Annotated in this window: 20 protein-coding genes; 7 read left to right on the top strand and 13 right to left on the bottom strand. The window is 68.6% G+C overall.

From position 1 onward, the window contains the following. Nucleotide 1 precedes the first annotated feature (1 nt). Nucleotides 2–2083: a hypothetical protein gene (locus ABCN56_RS16170; protein WP_343081855.1), complete on the top strand. Its 2082-nt coding sequence runs from the start codon at nt 2–4 to the stop codon at nt 2081–2083. Between the two features lie 47 nt (nt 2084–2130). On the opposite strand, the gene ABCN56_RS16165 is transcribed toward ABCN56_RS16170, so the two are convergent. Continuing rightward, nucleotides 2131–2493 carry a hypothetical protein gene (locus ABCN56_RS16165; RefSeq protein WP_343081854.1) on the bottom strand — a complete coding sequence of 121 codons (363 nt, stop codon included), beginning with the start codon at nt 2491–2493 and terminating at the stop codon, nt 2131–2133. Between the two features lie 138 nt (nt 2494–2631). On the opposite strand from ABCN56_RS16165, the gene ABCN56_RS16160 reads away from it, so the two are divergent. The 5 genes from ABCN56_RS16160 (at nt 2632) to ABCN56_RS16140 (ending at nt 7985) form a co-directional block, all read left to right on the top strand. Further along, nucleotides 2632–4065 (top strand): FAD-linked oxidase C-terminal domain-containing protein, encoded by a 1434-nt coding sequence (locus ABCN56_RS16160; protein WP_343081853.1) that lies wholly within the window; start codon nt 2632–2634, stop codon nt 4063–4065. 60 nt (nt 4066–4125) lie between these two features. After that, the gene (gene glcE, locus ABCN56_RS16155) at nt 4126–5235 is read left to right on the top strand and encodes a glycolate oxidase subunit GlcE (protein WP_343081976.1); all 1110 of its coding nucleotides are present in this window, start codon (nt 4126–4128) and stop codon (nt 5233–5235) included. A 3-nt stretch (nt 5236–5238) separates the two neighbouring features. After that, nucleotides 5239–6531 (top strand): glycolate oxidase subunit GlcF, encoded by a 1293-nt coding sequence (gene glcF, locus ABCN56_RS16150; protein ID WP_343081852.1) that lies wholly within the window; start codon nt 5239–5241, stop codon nt 6529–6531. 48 nt (nt 6532–6579) lie between these two features. Then, a complete protein-coding gene (locus ABCN56_RS16145) occupies nt 6580–7380 on the top strand; it encodes a trypsin-like serine peptidase (RefSeq protein ID WP_343081851.1) in 801 nt (266 codons plus the stop codon). 140 nt (nt 7381–7520) lie between these two features. Further along, nucleotides 7521–7985, top strand: coding sequence for an Hsp20 family protein (locus ABCN56_RS16140; protein ID WP_343081850.1), 465 nt, complete (start codon nt 7521–7523; stop codon nt 7983–7985). Nucleotides 7986–8049: 64 nt separating this feature from the next. Here the strand turns inward: ABCN56_RS16140 and ABCN56_RS16135 are convergent, their stop codons facing one another. The 3 genes from ABCN56_RS16135 to ABCN56_RS16125 all read right to left on the bottom strand — a co-directional run bounded on the left by ABCN56_RS16135 (nt 8050) and on the right by ABCN56_RS16125 (nt 12180). Further along, entirely contained in the window at nt 8050–9927 is a 1878-nt protein-coding gene (locus ABCN56_RS16135) for a vWA domain-containing protein (RefSeq protein WP_425466116.1), read from the bottom strand. 137 nt (nt 9928–10064) lie between these two features. Continuing rightward, nucleotides 10065–10604, bottom strand: coding sequence for an RNA polymerase sigma factor (locus tag ABCN56_RS16130; RefSeq protein ID WP_343081975.1), 540 nt, complete (start codon nt 10602–10604; stop codon nt 10065–10067). Between the two features lie 97 nt (nt 10605–10701). Further along, nucleotides 10702–12180 (bottom strand): NAD-dependent succinate-semialdehyde dehydrogenase, encoded by a 1479-nt coding sequence (locus tag ABCN56_RS16125; RefSeq protein WP_343081848.1) that lies wholly within the window; start codon nt 12178–12180, stop codon nt 10702–10704. 92 nt (nt 12181–12272) lie between these two features. Between ABCN56_RS16125 and ABCN56_RS16120 the strand changes: the two genes are divergently transcribed. After that, complete coding sequence (locus ABCN56_RS16120) at nt 12273–13061, top strand: alpha/beta hydrolase (RefSeq protein WP_343081847.1); 789 nt, start codon at nt 12273–12275, stop codon at nt 13059–13061. Between the two features lie 11 nt (nt 13062–13072). Here ABCN56_RS16120 and ABCN56_RS16115 read toward each other — a convergent pair whose 3' ends face one another. From ABCN56_RS16115 to ABCN56_RS16075, 9 genes are all read right to left on the bottom strand, one after another. After that, complete coding sequence (locus ABCN56_RS16115; RefSeq protein WP_343081846.1) at nt 13073–14065, bottom strand: P1 family peptidase; 993 nt, start codon at nt 14063–14065, stop codon at nt 13073–13075. Nucleotides 14066–14114: 49 nt separating this feature from the next. After that, entirely contained in the window at nt 14115–14852 is a 738-nt protein-coding gene (locus ABCN56_RS16110; protein WP_343081845.1) for an SDR family oxidoreductase, read from the bottom strand. 48 nt (nt 14853–14900) lie between these two features. Beyond that, on the bottom strand, nt 14901–15158 hold the full coding sequence (locus ABCN56_RS16105) for a hypothetical protein (protein WP_343081844.1): 258 nt from the start codon (nt 15156–15158) through the stop codon (nt 14901–14903). Between the two features lie 2 nt (nt 15159–15160). Further along, nucleotides 15161–15772 (bottom strand): DUF2953 domain-containing protein, encoded by a 612-nt coding sequence (locus ABCN56_RS16100; RefSeq protein WP_343081843.1) that lies wholly within the window; start codon nt 15770–15772, stop codon nt 15161–15163. A gap of 6 nt (nt 15773–15778) precedes the next feature. Next, complete coding sequence (locus ABCN56_RS16095) at nt 15779–16135, bottom strand: GerW family sporulation protein (protein WP_343081842.1); 357 nt, start codon at nt 16133–16135, stop codon at nt 15779–15781. 95 nt (nt 16136–16230) lie between these two features. Continuing rightward, nucleotides 16231–17682 (bottom strand): aldehyde dehydrogenase family protein, encoded by a 1452-nt coding sequence (locus ABCN56_RS16090; protein ID WP_343081841.1) that lies wholly within the window; start codon nt 17680–17682, stop codon nt 16231–16233. Then, on the bottom strand, nt 17660–19273 hold the full coding sequence (locus tag ABCN56_RS16085) for an ABC transporter ATP-binding protein (protein WP_343081840.1): 1614 nt from the start codon (nt 19271–19273) through the stop codon (nt 17660–17662). Before ABCN56_RS16085 ends, ABCN56_RS16090 begins: the two co-directional genes overlap by 23 nt. After that, nucleotides 19270–20082, bottom strand: a complete 813-nt coding sequence (locus ABCN56_RS16080; RefSeq protein WP_343081839.1) for an ABC transporter permease — start codon at nt 20080–20082, stop codon at nt 19270–19272. The genes ABCN56_RS16085 and ABCN56_RS16080 overlap by 4 nt, the downstream gene beginning before the upstream one ends. Continuing rightward, nucleotides 20079–21026, bottom strand: coding sequence for an ABC transporter permease (locus ABCN56_RS16075; protein ID WP_343081838.1), 948 nt, complete (start codon nt 21024–21026; stop codon nt 20079–20081). The genes ABCN56_RS16080 and ABCN56_RS16075 overlap by 4 nt, the downstream gene beginning before the upstream one ends. Between the last annotated feature and the right edge of the window lie 225 nt (nt 21027–21251).

Below are 21251 nucleotides of genomic sequence, written 5' to 3'. Positions count from 1 at the left end.
GATGAACCAGCACGTGATCTTCGACCCGCTTCTGCCCTGGCCCGTCGTCTGGGCCGCGGCGGGTGTCGCGCTGGTCCTCGTCGCGCTCGCGCTCTGGCGCGGGCTTAGCGGCTGGTGGCTCCGCGCCCTCGCGGCGGTGGCGCTTCTCGCCGCGATCACCCAGCCCTCGCTTCAGACCGAGGATCGCAATCCGCTGTCCGATATCGTCCTTCTCATCGTGGACGAAAGCTCCAGTCAGCGGCTTCCCGGCCGGGAGGAGCAGACGGCCGCAGCCGTCGCCCGTGTCGAGGCGGAAATCGCTGCCCTGCCCAACACGGAGTTGCGGAAGCTCACCGTGCGCGACGGCGCCGAGGATGCGGGAAGCCTTGTCATGACCGCGCTTGCCGAGGCGCTGGCGGAGGAACCTCGCGCCCGGGTCGCGGGCGCGATCCTCGTCACGGACGGCCAGGTTCACGACCTCGACGTGGCGCCCTCCATGCCGGCGCCGCTTCATGTCCTCCTGACCGGGCGCGAAGCCGACTGGGACCGCCGCCTGGTGATCCAGACCGCGCCCGCCTTCGGGATCATCGGGGAGCCCGTCGCCATCCGCCTCATGGTGGAGGAGCAGGGCAACCTGCCGCCCGCCGAGAAGGGGCGCAGCGTGGATCTTTCGATCGCCATCGACGGGGCGGAGCCGAATACATACACGGTGCCGGTCGGGCAGACGTTGGAGCTTCCAGTGACGCTGGATCATGGCGGGCAGAACGTCGTCCAGTTCGGGTTCGAGGCCGCGGACGGGGAACTGACCGACCGCAACAACGCGGCCGTCGTGCAGATCAACGGCGTGCGCGACCGGCTCCGGGTGCTCCTGGTTTCGGGCGAGCCGCACGCGGGCGAGCGGACCTGGCGCAACCTCCTGAAATCCGACGCCTCGGTTGACCTCGTGCATTTCACGATCCTGCGCCCGCCGGAAAAGCAGGATGGGGTTCCGGTCACCGAGCTTTCGCTCATCGCCTTCCCGACGCGCGAACTCTTCGTCGAGAAGATCGAGGAATTCGACCTGATCATCTTCGACCGCTACCGTCTGAGGGGCATCCTGCCTTCGCTCTACCTCAACAACATCCGCGACTACGTGCTGAACGGAGGCGCGGTCCTGATCGCGGCCGGGCCGGAATACGCGACGGTCGAAAGCGTGTTCTATTCCGGGCTGGGCGGGATCCTTCCCGGTGAGCCGACAGGCCGCGTGGTGGAGGAGGGATACAAGCCCGCCATCACTGCCCTTGGCGCCCGCCACCCCGTCACCGAGGGACTCGAGGCATTCGCGCCGGAGCCTGCGGAGGACGGTGCGGAAAGCCCGGGCTGGGGACGCTGGCTCAGGATCGTTGATGTGGACGCGACGCAGGGCAATGTGGTGATGGAAGGGGCCGGGGGCCGGCCGCTCCTGATCCTCGACCGGGCGGGGGAGGGGCGCGTGGCGTTGCTGACCTCTGACCAGGCCTGGCTCTGGACGCGCGGCTATGAGGGTGGCGGCCCGCAGCTCGAGCTTCTGCGCAGGCTCGCACACTGGACGATGAAGGAGCCGGAACTCGAGGAGGAGGCGCTCTTCGCCGACGCCGAGGGCCAGACGCTGAAGATCACCCGCCGCAGCCTCGAGGAAGGCCCGCGTGAGGTCACGATCATCGGCCCCGATGGCGAGCCGGTCATCGTGCCGCTGACGGAAGCCGAGCCCGGCCGCTACGTCGCGGAATGGCCCGCGCCGGATGTCGGGCTGTACCGCCTGACGGATGGCGAGCTTGACCGCGTCATGGCGCTTGGCCCCGCAGCGCCGAAGGAGTTCGAGGAAACGATCGCCAGCGCCGAGAAACTCGCTTCAGTCATCGAGCCCACGAATGGCGGCGATCTGCGCATCGAGGAGGGGCTCCCCGATATCCGCGCTGTCCGTTCGGGTCGGACGGCGGCCGGACGGGGGTGGATCGGCATTACACCGCGCGACTCCTACCTGACTGCGGACATTCGGGTTTCTCCCCTGCTGCCGGCCTGGGCCTTCCTTCTGATCGCGACGGCTCTTGCCGTGGCCGCCTGGCTTCGCGAGGGCCGCCGCTGAGGCGCGTGGCGCGGCGTCCGCGTTTTTTGCCCTGCGGAGTCGGGCGCTTACGGAAGCGTCAGGGTGAAGCGGGCCGGAGCCCAGCCGTCGAGGTTGCATCGCGCGCGGATCGCCACCTCCTTCACGTCTTCCGGGATCGCAATGCCGGAAAGCGCGCGCGTGAAGGGCTGTTCGTCCACATGCGGATGCGCGAGTTCCCTGACCCCGAGACTGGTTCCGTCCGGCGCGAGGACTTCCCAGGCGGAGGCGTAATGGTCCCAGCCGCTGTCGGGGTGCGCGAGCGTCACCTCGATCCGCCAGAGGCCCTGCGCCCCATGCGCGGCCTTCGCCGCCACGACACGCGGCGCGTCCGCGGCCGAGGGGGTGGTGCCGGCGAGCACGAAAGCAAGGGCGGAAATGGCTGACCTCATGCTGCAAACCTTGCATGCATGGCGCGGGTCGTGCAGTCACATTCCTGTGGGACCGATCCGCCCGGCGCTTTTGCTTGCTCGGGGCGGCATTTGGTTATATTTTCTTACCAGTTCTATCGGCTGCGGGAGGATTCCGACATGCAGATGCCCGAACCGGATTCCTCGATCCTCGCGCGCAAGGCGGCGATCGTCGCGCGGCTGCGCGAGGTTCTTCCCGCGGATGCGGTGATCGACGACCCAGCCGAAACGCGCGCCTACGAATGCGACGCGCTGACCGCCTACCGTTGTCCGCCGCTCGCCGCCGTCCTGCCGCGCACGACGGAAGAGGTCGCCGCCGCGCTGAAGGTCTGCCACGAAGAGGGCGTGCCGGTCGTGCCGCGCGGGTCGGGCACTTCGCTCGCCGGCGGTGCGCTGCCCACCGCTGATTCGATCATCCTGGGCGTGGCGCGGCTCAACAGGGTGCTGGAGGTCGACTACGACGACCGCTTCATCCGGGTGCAGTCGGGGCGCACGAACCTTTCCGTCACCGGCGCGGTCGAGGCGGACGGGTTCTTCTACGCGCCCGACCCGTCCTCGCAGCTCGCCTGCGCCATCGCCGGCAATATCGGCATGAACTCGGGTGGCGCGCATTGCCTGAAATACGGGGTGACCACGAACAACCTGCTGGGCGTCACGATGGTCCAGATGGACGGCACTGTCGTGGAGATCGGCGGCGCGCATCTGGACGCGGGCGGGCTTGACCTTCTCGGCGTGATCTGCGGCTCGGAGGGCCAGCTTGGCGTCGTCACCGAGGCGACGCTGCGCATTCTCGCCAAGCCCGAAGGGGCGCGTCCGGTCCTGATCGGGTTCAATTCGAACGAAGTCGCGGGCGAATGCGTGGCCGACATCATCAAGGCCGGCGTCCTTCCCGTCGCGATCGAGTTCATGGACCGTCCCTGCATCCGTGCGACCGAGGATTTCGCGCATGCCGGCTACCCGGACTGTGAGGCGCTCCTGATCATCGAGGTCGAGGGCAGTCCCGAGGAGATCGACGAACAGCTCGGCCTCATCAAGCAGATCGCGGCCAAGCACGACCCGGTCCAGTTGCGCGAAAGCCAGTCCGAGGAGGAATCGAAGAAGATCTGGCTCGGCCGGAAATCTGCCTTCGGGGCGATGGGGCAGATCAACGACTACCTCTGCCTCGATGGTACGATCCCGGTTTCGTCGCTGCCATATGTGCTTCGGCGGATCGGCGAGATGTCGAAGGAATTCGGGCTGGACGTCGCCAACGTCTTCCACGCGGGCGACGGCAACATGCATCCGCTGATCCTCTTCGACGCGAACAAGCCGGGCGACCTCGAGAAATGCGAGGCATTCGGGGCCGAAGTCCTGAAGCTGTGCGTCGAGGTCGGCGGCTGCCTGACCGGGGAACACGGCGTCGGGATCGAGAAGCGCGACCTGATGACCGCGCAGTTCAGCGACGCGGACATGGAGGCGCAGCTGAGGGTCAAGGACGTGTTCGACCCGAAGTGGCTGCTGAACCCGGCGAAGGTCTTCCCGCTGGCCGTGACGGCCCCGCGCCGCGCCGCGTGATCGTCCTTCCACAGCCGCAACCCCAAAGCATCCGAACTAGAACGAAGTGAGAGCCCCTTGCTGACACCCCGCGACGAACAGGAACTGGCCGAGGCGATCGCATCGGCGCGGGAGCCGCTCCGTATCATCGGCGGCGGCACGAGACCCGTCGGGCGGACGGACGCCGCCGCCACGCTCACCACGGCAGACCTCGAGGGCATCACGCTTTACGAGCCGGGCGCGCTGACGGTGGTGGCGCGCGCGGGAACGCCGCTCGCCGAGATCGAGGCGACGCTTGCGGAGGAAGGGCAGCGGCTGCCCTTCGAGCCCGGCGACTGGCGCGCGCTTCTGGGGACCGAGGGAGAGCCCACGATCGGCGGCGCCGTCGCGGCCAACGTCTCCGGCCCGAGGCGTGTCCAGGCGGGTGCCTGCCGCGACAGCCTGATCGGAGTGCGCTTCGTCGATGGCACCGGGACCGTCGTCAAGAACGGTGGCCGGGTGATGAAGAACGTCACGGGCTATGACCTCGTCAAGCTCATGGCCGGAAGCTGGGGCACGCTCGGCGTCCTGACCGAAGTGAGCTTCAAGGTCCTGCCCGCGCCAGAGGCTTCTGCGCTCCTGACCGTCGAGGTGGATGATGCGACAGCCGCCGTCCGGGCGCTGGCGGCGGCACTGACCTCGCCTTGGGACGTCACCGGTGCGGCCTATCTGCCGGGGACCGGCGCGATGGTCCGCATCGAGGGCTTCGCGGCCTCGATCGACTACCGGACGGGCAAGCTCGCCGAACATCTCGCCCCGCATGGCGCGGTGACGGTCGAACGCGACCACATGAACGTGGCGGGCGCCTGGCGCGCGGTGCGCGACGTGGCCCCGTTCCACGGCCGCGCGGGCGACGTTTGGCGGATCTCCGTCAAGCCTTCCGACGCGCCCGCGATCGCGGAACGGCTCGGCGGAGAGCAGGTCTTCGACTGGGGGGGGGGGCTCATCTGGGCGCTTCTGCCCGAGGGCACGGATGCGCGCGCGCGCATCGGCCGGTTCTCCGGACACGCAACCCTCATCCGCGCCTCGGATGAGACGAAGGCGCGCATCGCGGCCTTCCAGCCCGAGCCCGCGCCCCTCGCGAAGATCGCGGCGGGCCTGCGCGCGAAGTTCGATCCGAAGGGCATTCTCAATCCGGGGCTGATGGGCTGACAGATGCAGACGAATTTCAAACCCGAACAGCTCGAGGACCCCGGCATCGCGCGCGCGAACGAGATCCTGCGCGCCTGCGTCCACTGCGGGTTCTGCACCGCGACCTGCCCGACCTACCAGGTTCTCGGGGACGAACTCGATTCCCCGCGCGGGCGCATCTACCTGATCAAGGACATGCTGGAAAACGACCGTCCCGCCGATGCGAAGACGGTGACGCATATCGACCGCTGCCTGTCCTGCCTCGCCTGCATGACGACCTGTCCCTCGGGTGTGCACTACATGCACCTCGTCGATCACGCCCGCGCCCATATCGAGAAGACCTATCGGCGGCCGTGGAAGGACCGCGCGCTGCGCTGGGTGCTGGCCCAGGTGATCCCCTATCCGGGCCGCTTCCGCCTTGCCCTGCTGGGCGCGAAGATCGCCCGCCCGTTTTCGCGCCTGCTGCCGGACGCGCGGCTGCGCGCCATGGTCGCGATGGCGCCGAAGCAGGTTCCGCCCGTCAGCCGCAACGACGATCCGCAGGTCTTCCCGGCGAAGGGAGAACGGCGGATGCGCGTGGCGCTGATGACGGGCTGCGCGCAGAAGGCGCTGAACACCGACATCAACGACGCGACGATCCGGCTCCTCCGCCGCCTCGGCTGCGAGGTCGTGGTCGCGAAGGGCATGGGCTGCTGCGGCGCGCTCACGCACCACATGGGCCGGACGGGCGACAGCCACGCGCAGGCCGAGGCGAACATCCGCGCCTGGATGGCCGAGAAGAACGCCGGCGGGCTCGATGCGATCGTCATCAACACCTCGGGCTGCGGCACGACGGTGAAGGATTACGGGCACATGTTCCGGACCGGCAGCCTCGCGGCCGAGGCGGCGGAAGTGTCGCGGCTCGCCTGCGACATCTCGGAGCTTCTGCAGCGCATCGGCATACCGAAGGGGGACGCGAAGGACCTGACCGTCGCCTATCACGCCGCCTGTTCGCTGCAGCATGGCCAGCAGGTGAAGACCGCGCCGAAGGACCTGCTGAAACAGGTGGGCTTCCGGGTCGTCGAACCGGTGGACAGTCACCTCTGCTGCGGCTCCGCAGGCACCTACAACCTCCTCCAACCGGAGATCTCGGCCGAACTCAAGCAGCGCAAGATCGCGACGCTGGAGATGCGCGACCCTGACCTGATAGCCGCAGGCAACATCGGCTGCATGATGCAGATCGGATCGGGCACTCGGGTCCCCGTCGTCCACACCGTCGAACTCCTCGACTGGGCGACCGGCGGGCCGAAGCCGCGCTCCCTCACACAAGGGCCTTAATCCCGTCAAAACTCCGCGCTAGGATCGTCGGGAAAGAAGGTTCTCACGATGCGCGCGCTCGCCGTCCTGATCGCTCTCCTCTCCGCGTCCGGGGTCATGGCCCAGGACACGAGTCTGCGCGCTCTCACGACCGCCAACGACAGCAAGGGATGGGAGGCGGTCGGAAGGCTCGACATCGCGGGGCGAGCCTTCTGCACGGGCGCGATGATCGCGCCGGACCTCGTTCTGACGGCTGCGCATTGCCTCTACGATCGCGCCTCCGGCGCCCTGATCGATGCCGGAGAGATCGAATTCCTCGCGGGCTGGCGCAATGGCCGCGCCGCCGCGTATCGCGGCGTCCGCCGGGCGATCGCGCATCCGGATTACGAATTCGAGGGGAACGACAAGGTCGACCGCGTTGCCTATGACCTTGCGCTTCTCGAACTCGACCATCCGATCAGGCTGCCCTCCATCCACCCTTTCGAAACCGACACGCGGCCGCGGAAGGGTGAAGACGTTGGTGTCGTTTCCTATGCCTTCGACCGGGCGGAAGCCCCCTCGCTGCAAGAGGCCTGCCGCGTCCTCGCGCGGCAGAGCGGCGTTCTGGTCCTGTCCTGCTCGGTCGATTTCGGATCCTCCGGCGCGCCGGTGTTCACGATCCGCGACGGGGTTCCACGCATCGTATCCGTCGTTTCGGCCAAGGCCGAGATGCATTCGGAACCGGTCTCTCTCGGCGCGGTGATCGCGGACCCGCTCGATGACTTGCGCGCCCTTCTCGCGGTGCCCATGGTTCCGCTGGACGCCGCCCCCCGCGTCCGCCGCTACGGCGAGGGCGCGCCCGCGGGCGGGGCGAAGTTCCTGCGGCCCTGAGCGGCCTGCCGGCGGGCCTTGAAACCCGCAATCCTGCCACCCAAATCAATCTTGCCGGGGCGCCGAATGCGGGCTTCGGCGGTTCAACTGCCCGTCCCTGACAGGGAGGGCGCGAAAACATCGCTCGATGGAGGATGACAATGCGCAATCTTGATTTCTCGCCGCTTTACCGTGCGACCGTCGGCTTCGACCGTCTTGCCGACATGATGGACAGGGTGCTGACCAGCGACGTCGCCCAGCCGACCTATCCCCCCTATAATATCGAAAAGCTCGACGAGAACGCCTACCGCATCTCGATCGCGGTCGCGGGCTTCTCGTCCGATGAACTCAACGTCGAAGTGAAGGAAGGCGCGCTCATCGTCTCGGCCCGCAAGGCTGCGGAGGAAGGCGAGCGGACCTACCTGCACCGCGGCATCGCCACCCGCGCGTTCGAGCGCCGCTTCGCCCTGGCCGACCACATGAAGGTCACGGGTGCCTCCCACGTCGACGGGATGCTCCACATCGATCTCGTGCGCGAAGTGCCCGAAGCGCTGAAGCCGCGCCGGATCGAGATCGCCAATGGCGAAACGATCGAAGCCAAGCCGGTGGAGAAGGCCAAGGCCTGATCCAGCCGCTTGCGGCCAACAGGAAAGGGCGCGCCGTGGGGCGCGCCCTTTTTCGTTCGTTGCGTCACCGCGACAGGCTCTCGGCCAGACGCATCAGCTGGACGGCCTCGGTGCGGTAGCCGAAGGGATCGTCCCCTTTCGCGCCGTTGGCGAGCGCGATGGCCTCGTCCCAGCCCCAGTCGCCGAGATACCTGGCCCCCGTCAGGAGCTGCCCGAACCCCGCCACCGCGATGGCGAAGCGGGCATCCTCGCCGGCAGCTTCCGGCTCCACCGGGATCGGCATCTCGATGAGCTGGCTGACACTGGCGCCCGGCTCCTTGTAGCGGAGTTTCAGGAAGCCAAGCTCCATGTCCTCCGCCGCCAGTTCGGGCTGCGCTTCGGCCGGTTGGTAGCGCAGCGGTTCGTTCAGAACGGCGGGGCTGCCGACCGGCGTCACCTCGTAGATCGCCGTGACGGTATGGCCAGCGCCGATATCGCCGGCGTCCACCTTGTCGTTGTTGAAATCCTCGCGCCGGAGGGCGCGCGTCTCATAGCCGATCAGGCGGTACTCGGCGACGACGGCTGGGTTGAACTCGACCTGCACCTTCACGTCGTTCGCGATCGGGAAGAGCGCGCCGGTCAGCTGGTCCACAAGCACCTTCTGCGCCTCCGACAGCGTGTCGATATAGGCCGCGGTGCCGTTTCCGTTCTGCGCCAGCGCCTGCATCGTCGCGTCGTCCAGGTTGCCCCGTCCGAAGCCCAGAACGGAAAGGTAGGTGCCCGACTTCCGTTTCGTCTCGATGTAGGACTTCAGCGCGTCGGGATCGGAGATGCCGACGTTGAAGTCCCCATCCGTCGCGAGGATCACCCGCGTGACCTCGCCATCGGCCGCCATCCCCTCGGCGACGGCATAGGCCTGTTCCAGGCCCTCCTGCCCGGCGGTAGAGCCGCCGGCCTCCAGCTGGTCGAGCGCGGCCATGATGGCGGCCTGATCGGATGCCGGGGTCGGGGCGAGGACCTGCCCGGCCGATCCCGCATAGGTCACGATCGCCACCTCGTCCTCGGGGCGCAGCTCGCCCAGCATCAGGCGGAAGGACTGCTTCAGCAGCGGCAGCTTGTTCGCGTCCTGCATCGAGCCCGAGGTGTCGATCAGGAACACGAGGTTCAGGGGCGGCCGATCCCCAAGCGCGGGCAAGCGTCCCTGGATGCCGATGTGGACGAGCCGCGTTCCCTCGTTCCAGGGCGTCGGAACAACGCTCACCTTCGGCCGGAACGGCGCATCGTCCGCCTCGGGCGCGGGATAGGCGTAGGGGAAGTAGTTCACCATCTCCTCGACCCGGACGGCATCGGCGGGCGGCAGATAGCCGGCCTTCAGCGAGGAGCGGACGACCGAATAGGACGCCGTGTCCACGTCGATGGAGAAGGTGGAAACCGGTTCCTCGGTCACGGACTTCACGGGGTTCGCGTCTTCGTTCGCGAAGACTTCGGTATTCGGTTCGGCAAGCGCCGGGGCGAAGGCGGCATCGGCCTTCGGTGCGGAACCGATCAGGGTACGGACGTCCATGTCGCTATCCGCCAGAGCACCCGCGCGGCCTTCCGCCATCTTCGCGGCCGGGGCGGCCGGGTCAGGGGCGGGCGCCGGTTCGGCAAGCGTCAGCGTTCGGACATCATCGGCCTGCGCGGCTTCCTCGTCGGCCGGAGCCGTCTGCAGCTCGGGTTCAGCCTGCGAAAGGGCGACTTCCGGGACCGAAGCATCGGCGGCACGCTCCCGCGCCGTCTCCGCCACTTCGGGAACGGCCACGGATCCCGGACGCTCCTTCTGGATCGCGGGCACGACGACGATCAACCCGACGCAGAGCGCCGCGACCGATGCGGTGGCAGTCAGCGCCGGGCGGGAGGTGAGGTTCATGAGCATCTTCAGCACTCCTGTCGGAAACCCCGTCCCTTTCGGACGGTCCGACATGGGACGCGCCTCACCCTCGGATTCTTGGTGCCGGTCGAAACTTTCCATGGCGCGCGCCATCGCGGCGGCCTTCGCGGCCGGATCGGGGTCCGGCGTGGCCGCCTTAAGGGCGGAGCGCAGCTTTTCCAGATCGTCGCTCATGGCATCCCTTCCGCCCGCGCCATCGCGCGGAGCCGCTTCTTCACCTCGCTCATGCGCCAGGCGACCGTTCCCTCCGAGACGCCGAGCACCTCTGCGGCCTCGGCCTGGCTCATCTCCTCCCCAAGTGTCAGGGCGACGGTGTCGCGCAGTTCGGGCGTCAGCGCCCGCATCGCCCCGATGAGCCAGTCCTGCGCCTTGGCGGCCTCCTCCGCTTCGGCGCGCCGGGCGATTTCCCAGTCGCCCCAGCCGTCGGCGGCACGCGTCCGCGCCGCCTGGCGTCGGCGGCGGTCATGCGCCGCGTTCACCGTGACGCGGTAGAGCCAGGTCGTGACCCTTGCCCTTCCGCCAAAGCTCGCAAGCTTCGCGGGCAGGCTCGCGCAGATGTCCTGGGCGAGGTCCTCCGCCTCAGCCCGGTCGCCGGTAAGCCGGAAGGCGAGGCCGAAGATGCGGTCGTAATGCCGGGACAGGAGCGCCGCGAAGGCTTCGCGGTCTCCCTTGGCGGCCGCCTGGGCCAGGTCCTCGTCGGCAGTCTCCATGCGCATGACAGAGACTATGACGTTTCCCGTGCGTCAATCCTTGGCGAGAATCCAAAAAAAAAGCGCGCCGTCATGCACGGCGCGCCTCGCCCTGCCGTCAGACCGACAGGCAGATGTATTTCATCTCCAGATAGTCCTCGACACCGTGGCGGGAGCCTTCCCGGCCGAGGCCCGACTGCTTGACGCCGCCGAAGGGCGCGACCTCGGTCGAGATGAGGCCAGTGTTCACGCCGACCATCCCGTATTCCAGCGCCTCTTGCACGCGGGTGATCCGACCCACGTCGCGGGCATAGAAATAGGAGGCGAGACCGAAGATCGTGTCGTTTGCGTAGCCGATCACCTCTTCCTCGGTCTCGAAACGGAACAGCGGCGCGAGCGGGCCGAAGGTTTCTTCCTGCGACACCTTCATCTCGGGCTTCACGCCGGTCACGACCGTGGGCTCGAAGAACGTGCCGCCAAGCTCGTGCCGCTTGCCGCCGGTCACGACCTGGCCGCCGCCCGCCAGAACGTCGGCGATATGTTCCTCGACCTTCGTCACCGCGCTTTCATTGATGAGCGGCCCGGTCTCCACGCCGGACGTGAGGCCGTCGCCGACGTTGAGCCGCTTCACCGCCGCCGCGAGCTTTTCGGCGAAGGCATCGTAGACGCCGGCCTGGACGTAGATCCGGTTCGCGCAGACACAGGTCTGGCCGTTGTTGCGGAACTTGGAGATCATCGCACCCTCGACCGCCTTGTCGAGGTCCGCGTCGTCGAAGACGATAAAGGGCGCGTTGCCGCCAAGCTCCATCGAGCATTTCATGACCTGGTCCGCCGCCTGGCGGAGCAGGATGCGGCCGACCTCGGTCGAGCCGGTGAAGGTGAGCTTGCGCACCAGCGGGTTCTCGCAGAACTCCTTGCCGATGTCGGAGGAGCGCGACGAGGTGATGACCGACAGGATCCCCTTCGGCAACCCTGCGCGTTCACCCAGAACCGCCATCGCCAGCGCCGAGAGGGGCGTTTCCGCCGCGGGGCGCGCGACGAAGCCGCAGCCCACGGCCAGCGCCGGGCCGGCCTTCCGCGCGATCATCGCGTTCGGGAAGTTCCATGGCGTGATCGAGGCCGCGACGCCGATCGGCTGACGAATGACGGTGATGCGCTTGTCGCGCTGATGGCCCGGAATCGTCTCACCATAGATGCGCTTCGCCTCTTCGCCGAACCACTCGATGAAGGAGGCGCCATAGGCGATCTCGCCCTTCGCCTCGGCCAGCGGCTTGCCCATCTCGGCCGTCAGGATCGTGCCGAGGTCGTCTTGGTTGGCCATCATCAGGTCGTACCAGCGGCGCATGACGGCAGCCCGCTCCTTGCCGGTGCGCGCCGCCCATTCCTTCTGCGCCGCGGCCGCCGCGTCGATCGCGCGGGCCGTTTCGACCCGCGAAAGGTCCGGAACGTGGCAGATAACGTCGCCGCGCGCGGGATTGGTCACGGGGAAGGTCGCCCCGTCGTCGGCATCGACCCATTCGCCGGCGACAAACGCCTTTGTTGCCAGAAGCGAAGGGTCCTTTAATAGACCGGAAAGATTTGTGACGGAATCGAGCATGGGAACCTCCCTCTGACTGGTGCATGATGCAAAGCATGTGACCTCGCGCATGTCCAGCGCGAGGGAAGGGTTGAGGGACCGGAGCAGAACCGATGGACTACGATACAGCCTACGCAAACGCGAAATTCATCCCCGGTGGAGACGCCTATCCGGCGCGCTGGGCCGAAAAGGCGGCCGCCTACCGCGAGAAACTGGGCCAGAGGGCACGGACCGGCCTGCGCTACGGACCTGGCCCCAAGCACTGGTTCGACCTCTTCCTTCCCGATGCGGCGCCCAAGGGGCTCGTCGTCTTCATCCACGGGGGCTACTGGCTGCGCTTTTCGCCCTCGGACTTCTCGCATCTGTCGGCTGGACCCCTCGCCCGCGGCTGGGCGGTCGCGATGCCCGCCTACACGCTGGCCCCCGCCGCGCATATCCCCGAGATCACGATGGAAATCCTCCGCGCCCTCCCCGCGATGGCGGCCGAGGTCGAGGGGCCGATCGTGATCTGCGGCCACTCGGCGGGCGGCCACCTCGCCGCGCGCATGGCCGCGGCGAGCGTTGCGTTGCCCGACAACGTCGCCGGACGACTGCAGCGCGTCGTGCCGATCTCGCCGGTCGGGGACCTCAGGCCCCTGATGCACACGGCGATGAACGCCGACCTCGGCCTCGACGCGGCCGATGCGCTCGCGGAAAGCCCCACGCTCATGCCGCCCCGGCGGGGCGCCCGCGTTCACGTATGGGTCGGCGGGGACGAACGCCCCGCCTTCCTGGATCAGGCCCGCCGTCTCGGCAACGCCTGGGCCTGCCGGGTCACGGTCGAGGCGGGCAAGCACCACTTCGACATCATCGAGGGGCTGGAGGACCCGGAAAGCCCGCTGATGCATGCGCTTCTGCCCTGAGGGGCCGCGTCCTACCGGCTGAACCGCGCGCGCCACGCCGGGACGATGTCGCCTTCCGCCGGTGCCGCCTCGTAGACCGCGCGCGCGATCGCACGGGCGAGACACGAGGCCGCCGCATGGCCCAGCCTGAACGGATCCGTCACAGGGTCCGCGAGCGGTCTTTCCCCGGTTGCCGCCGCAAAAACGAGGTCCCCGTCGAAGGGGGTGTGAGAAGGTACGATCGCGCGCGCCATCCCGTCATGCGCGGCGGTAGCCATCCTTTGCGCCTGGGCCTGCGTCAGAGCCGCATCCGTCGCGACGATGGCTATGGTCGTCGCCTCGCCGAGCCGCTTCTTGGGCTCGGGTTCGAGCCCCGGCACGAAACCGCGCGCCGGCCCGAGCCCGCCAAACTCCGCCCCGAGTTCCCATGGCGCTGCCCAGAATTCCGGCCCGTCGCCCACCGTGACGGACCCCAGCGCGTTGACCGCGACCAGTGCCCCGACCGTGATCCCGCAATCGAGCACTGCCGAGGCCGAGCCGAGGCCGCCCTTCAGCCGGTCCGTCGTCGCGCCGGTTCCCGCCCCCGCCGCCCCCAGCGCGAAATCCGCCGATGCCGCATCGAGGGCCCGCCGCCCGAGAGCCTTGTAAGGGTTTTCCGCCCAGTCCTTCCGGCCTCCGTTGAGCAGGTCGAAGAGGATCGCCCCCGGCACGATCGGCACGAGCTGATCGCCCACCGGGAAACCACGCCCCTCGGCGCGAAGAGCGTCCGCGACCCCGGATGCGGCGTCCAGCCCGAAGGCCGAACCGCCGGAGAGGACCAGCGCATCCACCTCCTGCACCAGCTTGTCGGGGGCCAGGAGGTCCGTCTCGCGCGTGCCGGGCGCACCGCCCATGACATGCACGGCCGACACGAATGGCCGCGCGCCCAGAAGCACGGTGACCCCGGTCCGGATGCCGTGATCCTCGGCATTGCCGACCGTCAGCCCCGCCACGTCGGTGATCAGGTTCCTCGGCCCCGGTCTCATCCTTCCGCCTCCAGAAATCCTTGGAGGGCTCCCACTGCCCCCGGCCCGTTCAGATGCAGCGACCGCCGTCCACTTCCAGCGCGGCGCCCGTGATCATCGACGCCTCGTCCGAACACAGGAACGCCGCCGCATTGCCCATGTCCGCGGGCGTGGAGAACCGGCCGATCGGGATCGTCGCGAGGAACTTCGCCCGCATCTCGGGCGTGTCTTCGCCGAGGAAGGACTTCAGGAGAGGCGTTTCGCCCGCCACGGGACAGAGCGCGTTGACCCTGACCCCGGCAGGGGCAAGTTCCACAGCCATCGTCTTCGTCGCGGTGATCATCCAGCCCTTCGACGCGTTGTACCAGTTCAGCCGCGGCCGGGGCGACAGGCCCGCGGTTGATGCGATGTTGAGGATCGCGCCGCCATGCGCCTTCATGTGCGGGACAAGCGCCCGCGCTGTCAGGTAGACCGATTTGCAGTTGACGGCGAAGACGCGGTCGAAATCCTCTTCGCTGACCTCCTCCATCGGGGCGGGCAGATGGGTTGTGCCGGCGTTGTTCACGAGGATGTCCACCCGCCCGAAGGTTGAAATCGCCTCCCGCGCCATCTCTTCGACGCTCGTCCGGTCGGACACGTCGACGCGCCTCCCGACGCCGCCGACTTCCGACGCAACCGTTTCGGCGGCATCCGCGTTGATGTCCGCGACAACCACCTTCGCGCCTTCCTCTGCGAATTTCCGTACGATCCCGGCGCCAAAGCCCGATCCGCCTCCGGTCACGATGGCCGTCTTTCCTGAAAGTCTCATCGCTGGCCCTCCCGTTTCCCGGACAGCCTGCCGATCACGGGGCGGAACTCAAGGGCGATCTTCGTCCGGGCCCGGCGTCAGCGCGGCGCGGAGGCCCGGAAAAAAGTCCTCCAGCGCATCGAGATCCAGCGGCTCGCCGTTCAGGCCGAAGGCTTGCAGCACCTCGCCCGTCCTGATCAGGACCGCGACGGGTATCTTTCGTGCGTGAAACCGCGCGCCGTGGCCCATCGGCCAACCCTCCGCCTCGCAGTCGCAGAGGACCGCCACCGCATGGCCGCCGAGGGCGACGGGGGGATCGAGGCGCAAGCTCATCGCCCCGCCACGAAGACGGTCCACGCGAAGCGGGCCACCGGCCAGGCCAGCGCCGCGGGCGTGAGGTGCAGCGCCGCCTCGGCCTGGCCGGAGAGGCACGCACGCGAGAAGTCTGGGCGCAGGTTCACCGACATGCGCCGCGAGGGTACGGCGTAGATGACTGGTGTGAGATAACCGTAGAGCCTTCCCGTATCCGCGGGATCGGCCAGTCCGAATTCCCCATCCACCGACAGGCAGTCGATATGGATCCGGCGCAATTCGCCGCTGATCAGGTCTGGCACGGCCCGGAGGATGCGCCGCCCGACACCCGGGCCCCCGGGCATCCGCCAGCCGCGCCGCTTGCGCCGGGCGCGGGGTTCTTCCCTGGCCTCGGTGACCGGCGGCGGTGGTTCCGTTCGCCCGCCGCCGCCAGAAAATCTCAAGGGCGGCGCGACCCCGCCGAAAAGCCGGACCTCGACGCTGATCCGCCCCTGTGCCGCGGAGCCGGTCCGGGCCTCGTCGCCGACCTCGGCCTTCAGCCGGAAATGGACCGGGAGAGCGATCACGCCGATCAGAAGGACGAGGACGGCAGCGACGAGCCCCAGGAACACCCAGAGCAGCGCCGTCATGGCTGATCAGCCGCCCTTCTTGGGCGTTGCCGCCGTCGCGGCCTTGTCGATCGCTTTCGAGGCGGCCTCGCCCAGGACCTGCGCGATCTCGGACACGGCGCCCTGCACGCCTTCGACGCGCGCGCCCTCCTTGTCTATGATGATCGCGCCCAGGGGCTTGATCCCTCCGCCGGCGCCGGCGCCGCCGCTCGTGGCGTTCTTCTCGCCCGTGCCGCCGCCCGCGCCGAAGCCGAAGCCGTAGCTCACGATCGGGATGATCGTCGCTCCATCCTTCTCGATCGGATCGCCCAGCACGTTCTTCGCGTTGAGAAGCCGGTCGAGTTCCTCGACGGTTCCCTTCAAGAGCCGTTCGACATCTTCCATGGCAGCCCCCTCATTCGGATTTCCTGAATGCGAAAAAACCTTCGCAGGTCACGAGCGGGGATGCATTGACGTGCGTCAATGGTGCGGCAGGACGCCTATCCGTGCCGGGCCGCAACCGTCTTCAGGACGGAGAAGCCGTAAAGCGCCTCGAATCCCTTCTCGCGTCCATGGCCCGATTTGCCCACGCCGCCGAAGGGCAGTTCCACGCCTCCGCCCGCGCCGTAATTGTTGATGAACACCTGGCCCGCGCGGATGCGCTTGACCATGCGCATCTGGCGCGCGCCATTCTCCGTCCAGATTCCTGCGACGAGGCCGTAGTCGGTGCCGTTCGCGATCGCCACCGCCTCGTCCTCGTCGTCGAAGGGGATCACGACCTGCGCCGGCCCGAAGATCTCTTCCTGAGCCAGCCGATGGCTCGCGCCGACATCGGCCAGAAGAGCGGGGGCGACGTAATGGCCACCCGCGGGCGCGTCCGCGATCACCTCGCCGCGCGCCGCCACACGCAGGTCGCCCGCGAGCGCGAGGTAGGACTCGACCACCGCCTTCTGCCGTGCCGAGATGAGCGGGCCCACGTCCAGGTCCGCCATCGCGGGCCCGGCCTTCAGCGCCTGGTAGCGCGCGGCCATGTGGTCCACGACCTGGTCGTACCGCGAACGTTCGACGAGGATGCGCGAGGCCGCCGAACAGGTCTGGCCCGCGTTCTGGATGCCTGCGTTGACGAGGAAGGGGAGGGCCGCGTCGAGGTCGGCATCGGCGAAGACGACCTGCGGCGACTTGCCGCCAAGTTCCAGCGTCACGGGGACGATGTTTCGCGCCGCCGCCACCTGGACGAGAGATCCCACGGCAACCGACCCGGTGAAGGAGAGATGCCGGACGCCGGGATGACCCGAAAGCGCCGCGCCCGCCTCTTCGCCGAGGCCCGGGACGACGTTGAGCGCGCCGGGCGGCAGCCCTGCCTCGGTCGCGATCGCGGCGAAGGCCAGCGCGGAGAGCGAGGCTTCCTCCGCCGGTTTCAGGACGCAGGCATTGCCCATGGCAAGCGCCGCGCCGACCGAGCGACCGATGATCTGCATGGGGTAGTTCCAGGGCACGATGTGGCCCGTGACCCCATGCGGCTCGCGCAGCGTGTAGACGGTGTATCCGTCGAGGTAGGGGATCGTTTCCCCCATCACCTTGTCCGCCGCGCCGCCGTAGAATTCCATGTAGCGGGCCAGCGCCAGGGCATCCGCGCGGGCCTGCTTCAGGGGCTTGCCGACGTCGGTCGCTTCGATCCGGGCGAGGTCGTCCGCCCGCTCCAGAACCATCCGCCCGATCCGCGAAAGGACACGCCCGCGTTCCGCCGCCGTCATCCGTCCCCAGTCCCCGGCAAGCGCCGCTTCCGCCGCGGCGACCGCGGCGTCCATGTCGGCGGAGGTTCCCCGTGCGATCGCCCCGATCTCGGACCCCGTCGAGGGGTCCTCGACCGGCAGGGTGTCGCCCGAGGCGGGCGCCACCCATTCGCCCCCGATCAGAACCTTCGCCGAATCAAACCACAGCATCTCGCGCATCCGTTCCTCCGTTCATCCACTCCGCCGGAATCACGGGCGTCGCGGCGATCAGCGTCTTCGTGTAGTCGTGCGCGGGGTCCGCGAAGACCTTCTCCGTCGCGCCCTCTTCCACGATCCTGCCAGCCTTCATCACCATCACCCGGTCGGTGATCGCGCGCACCACGGACAGGTCGTGGCTTATGAAGAGGTAGGCCAGCCCGTGGCTTTCCTGCAAGGCGGCGAGCAGGTCGAGGATCTGCGCCCGCACCCGCACGTCGAGCGCCGAGACCGCCTCGTCCAGCACGATGAGCCTTGGCCGCGCGATCAGCGCCCTCGCGATCGCGATCCGCTGGCGCTGCCCGCCGGAAAACTCGTGGATGTATTTCTGGGCGTCCGTGGCTTCGAGCCCCACTTCCTCCAGCGCTGCGGCGACGCGCGCGCGCCAGTCGGCGGGGCGGCCGGTCAGGTGGTAAGGCTCGGCCACGAGGCGCTCGACCTTCCAGCGGGGGTCGAAGCTGCCATAGGGGTCCTGGAAGACGACCTGCATCGCCGCGCGCAGGTCGTCCGGCATCCGCCGGTCGGCATGGACATCGCGCCCCAGAAGACGGATCCGTCCGCCCTGCACTTCGTCGAGCCCAAGGACAGCGCGCGTCAGCGTCGACTTGCCCGAGCCGGATTCGCCGACAAGGCCAAGGCTTTCGCCCTCGCTGAGCGTGAAGCTCACGCCATCCACGGCGCGCAGTTTCGGGTGCGGCGCGAAGGGCGAGGGGCGCGGCAGAAGGTATTCGCGCACCGCGCCCCGGACCTCAAGAAGCGGCTCGGCGCGGGTCTGCGGCTGCCGCGCCGGGACGTGGGACGAGGCGGCGAAGAGCCGCCGCGTGTAATCATGCCCGCGGGTGCGGAACAGGGCCTCCGTCCGGTCCGCTTCGACGATCCGGCCCTTCCGCATGACCGCCACATGGTCCGCGATCCCCGCCACCACGGCGAGGTCGTGCGTGATGAGCAGCATCGCCATCCGTTCCTCGGCGACGAGCCCCTTCAGGAGGTCGAGGATCTGCGCCTGGGTCGTGACATCGAGCGCGGTCGTCGGTTCGTCCGCGATCAGGAGCCTCGGGCGCAGCGCCACGGCCAGCGCGATCGACACGCGCTGACGCTGGCCGCCGGAAAGCTCGTGCGGGTAGAGCGAGAGCGGGAAGCGTTCCGCCGCGAGGCCCACGCGGTCGAGCTTTTCCCGCGCCACGCGCGCAGCGACGGACCGTGTGGCGCGGCCGTGGACGATCAGCGTCTCCGCCACCTGGTCGCCGATCCGCTGCATCGGGTTGAGCGCGGTCATCGGCTCCTGGAAGATCATGCCGATCTCGGCGCCGCGCACCTTGCACATCGCCTGTTCGGACAATTCCAGAAGATCGCGCCCGCCCATCACCGCCCGGCCCATCACGTCGGATCCGTTCGGCAGAAGCTGCATCAGCGAAAGCGCCGTCAGCGACTTCCCCGAGCCGCTTTCGCCGACGAGGCCGAAGACCTCCCCCTCCTCCATGCGGAAGGAGACATCCGAGAGGATTGGCGTCCCGTGGATCGCGAGTGACAGGTTCTCGACCGACAGAAGTGTCATCGCGCACGCCTCAGCCGGGGGTCCAGGAGATCGCGCAGACCGTCGCCCATCAGGTTGAGCCCGACGACCGTCAGCACGATGGCGAGGCCCGGGAAGATCGCGACATGCGGGGCCAGGGTGACCATGGTCTGCGCCTCGGCCAGCATCCGGCCCCACGACGGGGTCGGGGGCTGCGCGCCGAGGCCGACGTAGGAGAGGCCCGCCTCGGCGAGGATGCCGAGCGAGAACTGGATCGTGCCCTGCACGATCAGGAGGTTGAGGATGTTGGGCAGGATGTGCTCGACCGAGATCAGGGCGCGGCCCTTTCCCGCCACCTGCGCCGCGCGGATGTAGTCGAGCGTCCAGAGCGACAGCGCCCCGCCCCTCGTGACGCGGGCGAAGACCGGGATGTTGAAGATCCCGATGGCGAGGATCGCGTTGACCGCCGAGGGGCCGAAGACGGCTGTGATCAGGATCGCGATGACGAGGGAGGGGAAGGCAAAGACAAGGTCGTTGCCGCGCATTATGACCTCGTCCAGCCAGCCTCCGCGCCGCGCGGCGGCGAGAAGCCCGAGCGGCACGCCGACGCCCATGCCGATCCCGACGGCGACCAGCGCCACGGCGATCGAGGTGCGCGCGCCGACCATCAGCATCGACAGGATGTCGCGCCCGAAATGGTCGGTGCCGAGAAGGTGCGCCGCCGACGGCTCCCGGAGCTTCTCTGCGATGGCGAGCGCGGTCACGTCGTAGGGCGTCCAGACGGCCGAAACCGCCGCTGCCAGAAGCGCCACGCTGGCGAGCGCCGCGCCCAACGCCAGACCACCCCTCATGCCCGCCGCCTCAGCCGCGGGTCGATCGCGGCATAGCCGAGATCGACGAGGAAGGTGACGAGGATCACCGCGAAGACGAGGAGCATCACCACGCTTTCGACCACGATCAGGTCGCGCTGGGTGATGGCCTGGAAGATGAGCCGCCCGAGGCCCGGGATGTAGAACACGTTCTCGATGATGATCGCGCCGGCGAGGAGGAAGGAGAACTGCATCCCGAGGATCGTCAGCACCGGGATCAGCGCGTTGCGGAAGGCGTGCCCGAGGATCGCCTGCCGCCGCGACAGGCCTTTTGCACGGGCGGTGCGGATGTAGTCCTGCCCGAGGGTTTCCAGAAGCGCCGACCTCAGGACGCGGGCGAGGATCGATGCCTGCGGCAGGGCGAGCGCGACGGCCGGCAGGGTCAGCGCAACGAGGCCGGGCCAGAGCCCCGCCTCCCATCCCGGGAAACCGCCGGCCGGAAAGACCTGCCAGCGCACCGCGAGGAGGAGGACGAGAAGCATCGCGAACCAGAAATTCGGCACCGCGATCCCAAGCTGCGTCGCCCCCATGATCCCGAGGTCCGTCGCTGTCCCCCGCCGAGCGGCGGCGATCAGCCCGACGGGCAGGGCGATGATCGTCGAAAGCGCGAGCGCGTAGAGCGTCAGCGGCAGCGACACGGCGAGCCGATCGGCGACGAGGTCCGCGACCGGCACCTTGTAGGTATAGGAAATGCCGAAATCCCCGGTCAGCATCCCGCCCGCCCAGGCGAGGTAACGTTCCGGCGGCGAGCCTTCCAGTCCGAGCGTGTCGCGCAGCGCAGCGACTGTCTCGGGGCTCGCGTTCAGGCCCAGCATGTACGAGGCCGGGTCGCCCGGGACCACCTCGATCACAGCGAAGATGACGAGGCTCGACGCGATCAGGCTGACCGCGAGGGAAAGAAGGCGCCTCAGGAAATAGCGGAGCATCGCGCGGACCCTTTCAGGGCGAGGCTAGACGCGGCGGGGCGGCTGGTCCAGAGGCCGCGCGCGCCGGGACATTTGCGGGACCGCGAAGGGAAGGTGGCTTGCCGGGCGGACGGAAATGCGGCAATCATCCGCTCCGAGCCGCGGCGATGGCGTCGCCGCAGGGGAGGGCGCCTCCCCGCCGCTTGCGGGTTTCCCGCCACCGTCCTGTACGCCGGGACCTTTCGG

The organism is Ostreiculturibacter nitratireducens (assembly GCF_032670585.1).
Lineage (GTDB): Bacteria > Pseudomonadota > Alphaproteobacteria > Rhodobacterales > Rhodobacteraceae > Ostreiculturibacter > Ostreiculturibacter nitratireducens.
Note: the sequence above shows the minus strand (reverse complement) of the source record. Positions and strands in the feature narration are given on the sequence as shown.

Bases quoted from the DNA above. Each gene is read 5' to 3' on its own strand.
- ABCN56_RS16100 (WP_343081843.1), bottom strand. From the start codon at position 15,772: ATGACGGCGCTGCTCTGGGTGTTCCTGGGGCTCGTCGCTGCCGTCCTC.
- ABCN56_RS16170 (WP_343081855.1), top strand. From the start codon at position 2: ATGAACCAGCACGTGATCTTCGACCCGCTTCTGCCCTGGCCCGTCGTC.
- glcF (WP_343081852.1), top strand. From the start codon at position 5,239: ATGCAGACGAATTTCAAACCCGAACAGCTCGAGGACCCCGGCATCGCG.
- ABCN56_RS16160 (WP_343081853.1), top strand. From the start codon at position 2,632: ATGCAGATGCCCGAACCGGATTCCTCGATCCTCGCGCGCAAGGCGGCG.
- ABCN56_RS16120 (WP_343081847.1), top strand. From the start codon at position 12,273: ATGGACTACGATACAGCCTACGCAAACGCGAAATTCATCCCCGGTGGA.
- ABCN56_RS16110 (WP_343081845.1), bottom strand. From the start codon at position 14,852: ATGAGACTTTCAGGAAAGACGGCCATCGTGACCGGAGGCGGATCGGGC.
- ABCN56_RS16130 (WP_343081975.1), bottom strand. From the start codon at position 10,604: ATGGAGACTGCCGACGAGGACCTGGCCCAGGCGGCCGCCAAGGGAGAC.
- ABCN56_RS16085 (WP_343081840.1), bottom strand. From the start codon at position 19,273: ATGACACTTCTGTCGGTCGAGAACCTGTCACTCGCGATCCACGGGACG.
- ABCN56_RS16125 (WP_343081848.1), bottom strand. From the start codon at position 12,180: ATGCTCGATTCCGTCACAAATCTTTCCGGTCTATTAAAGGACCCTTCG.
- ABCN56_RS16075 (WP_343081838.1), bottom strand. From the start codon at position 21,026: ATGCTCCGCTATTTCCTGAGGCGCCTTCTTTCCCTCGCGGTCAGCCTG.
- ABCN56_RS16080 (WP_343081839.1), bottom strand. From the start codon at position 20,082: ATGAGGGGTGGTCTGGCGTTGGGCGCGGCGCTCGCCAGCGTGGCGCTT.
- ABCN56_RS16095 (WP_343081842.1), bottom strand. From the start codon at position 16,135: ATGGAAGATGTCGAACGGCTCTTGAAGGGAACCGTCGAGGAACTCGAC.
- ABCN56_RS16145 (WP_343081851.1), top strand. From the start codon at position 6,580: ATGCGCGCGCTCGCCGTCCTGATCGCTCTCCTCTCCGCGTCCGGGGTC.
- ABCN56_RS16135 (WP_425466116.1), bottom strand. From the start codon at position 9,927: ATGTCGGACCGTCCGAAAGGGACGGGGTTTCCGACAGGAGTGCTGAAG.
- ABCN56_RS16090 (WP_343081841.1), bottom strand. From the start codon at position 17,682: ATGCGCGAGATGCTGTGGTTTGATTCGGCGAAGGTTCTGATCGGGGGC.
- ABCN56_RS16115 (WP_343081846.1), bottom strand. From the start codon at position 14,065: ATGAGACCGGGGCCGAGGAACCTGATCACCGACGTGGCGGGGCTGACG.
- ABCN56_RS16165 (WP_343081854.1), bottom strand. From the start codon at position 2,493: ATGAGGTCAGCCATTTCCGCCCTTGCTTTCGTGCTCGCCGGCACCACC.
- ABCN56_RS16140 (WP_343081850.1), top strand. From the start codon at position 7,521: ATGCGCAATCTTGATTTCTCGCCGCTTTACCGTGCGACCGTCGGCTTC.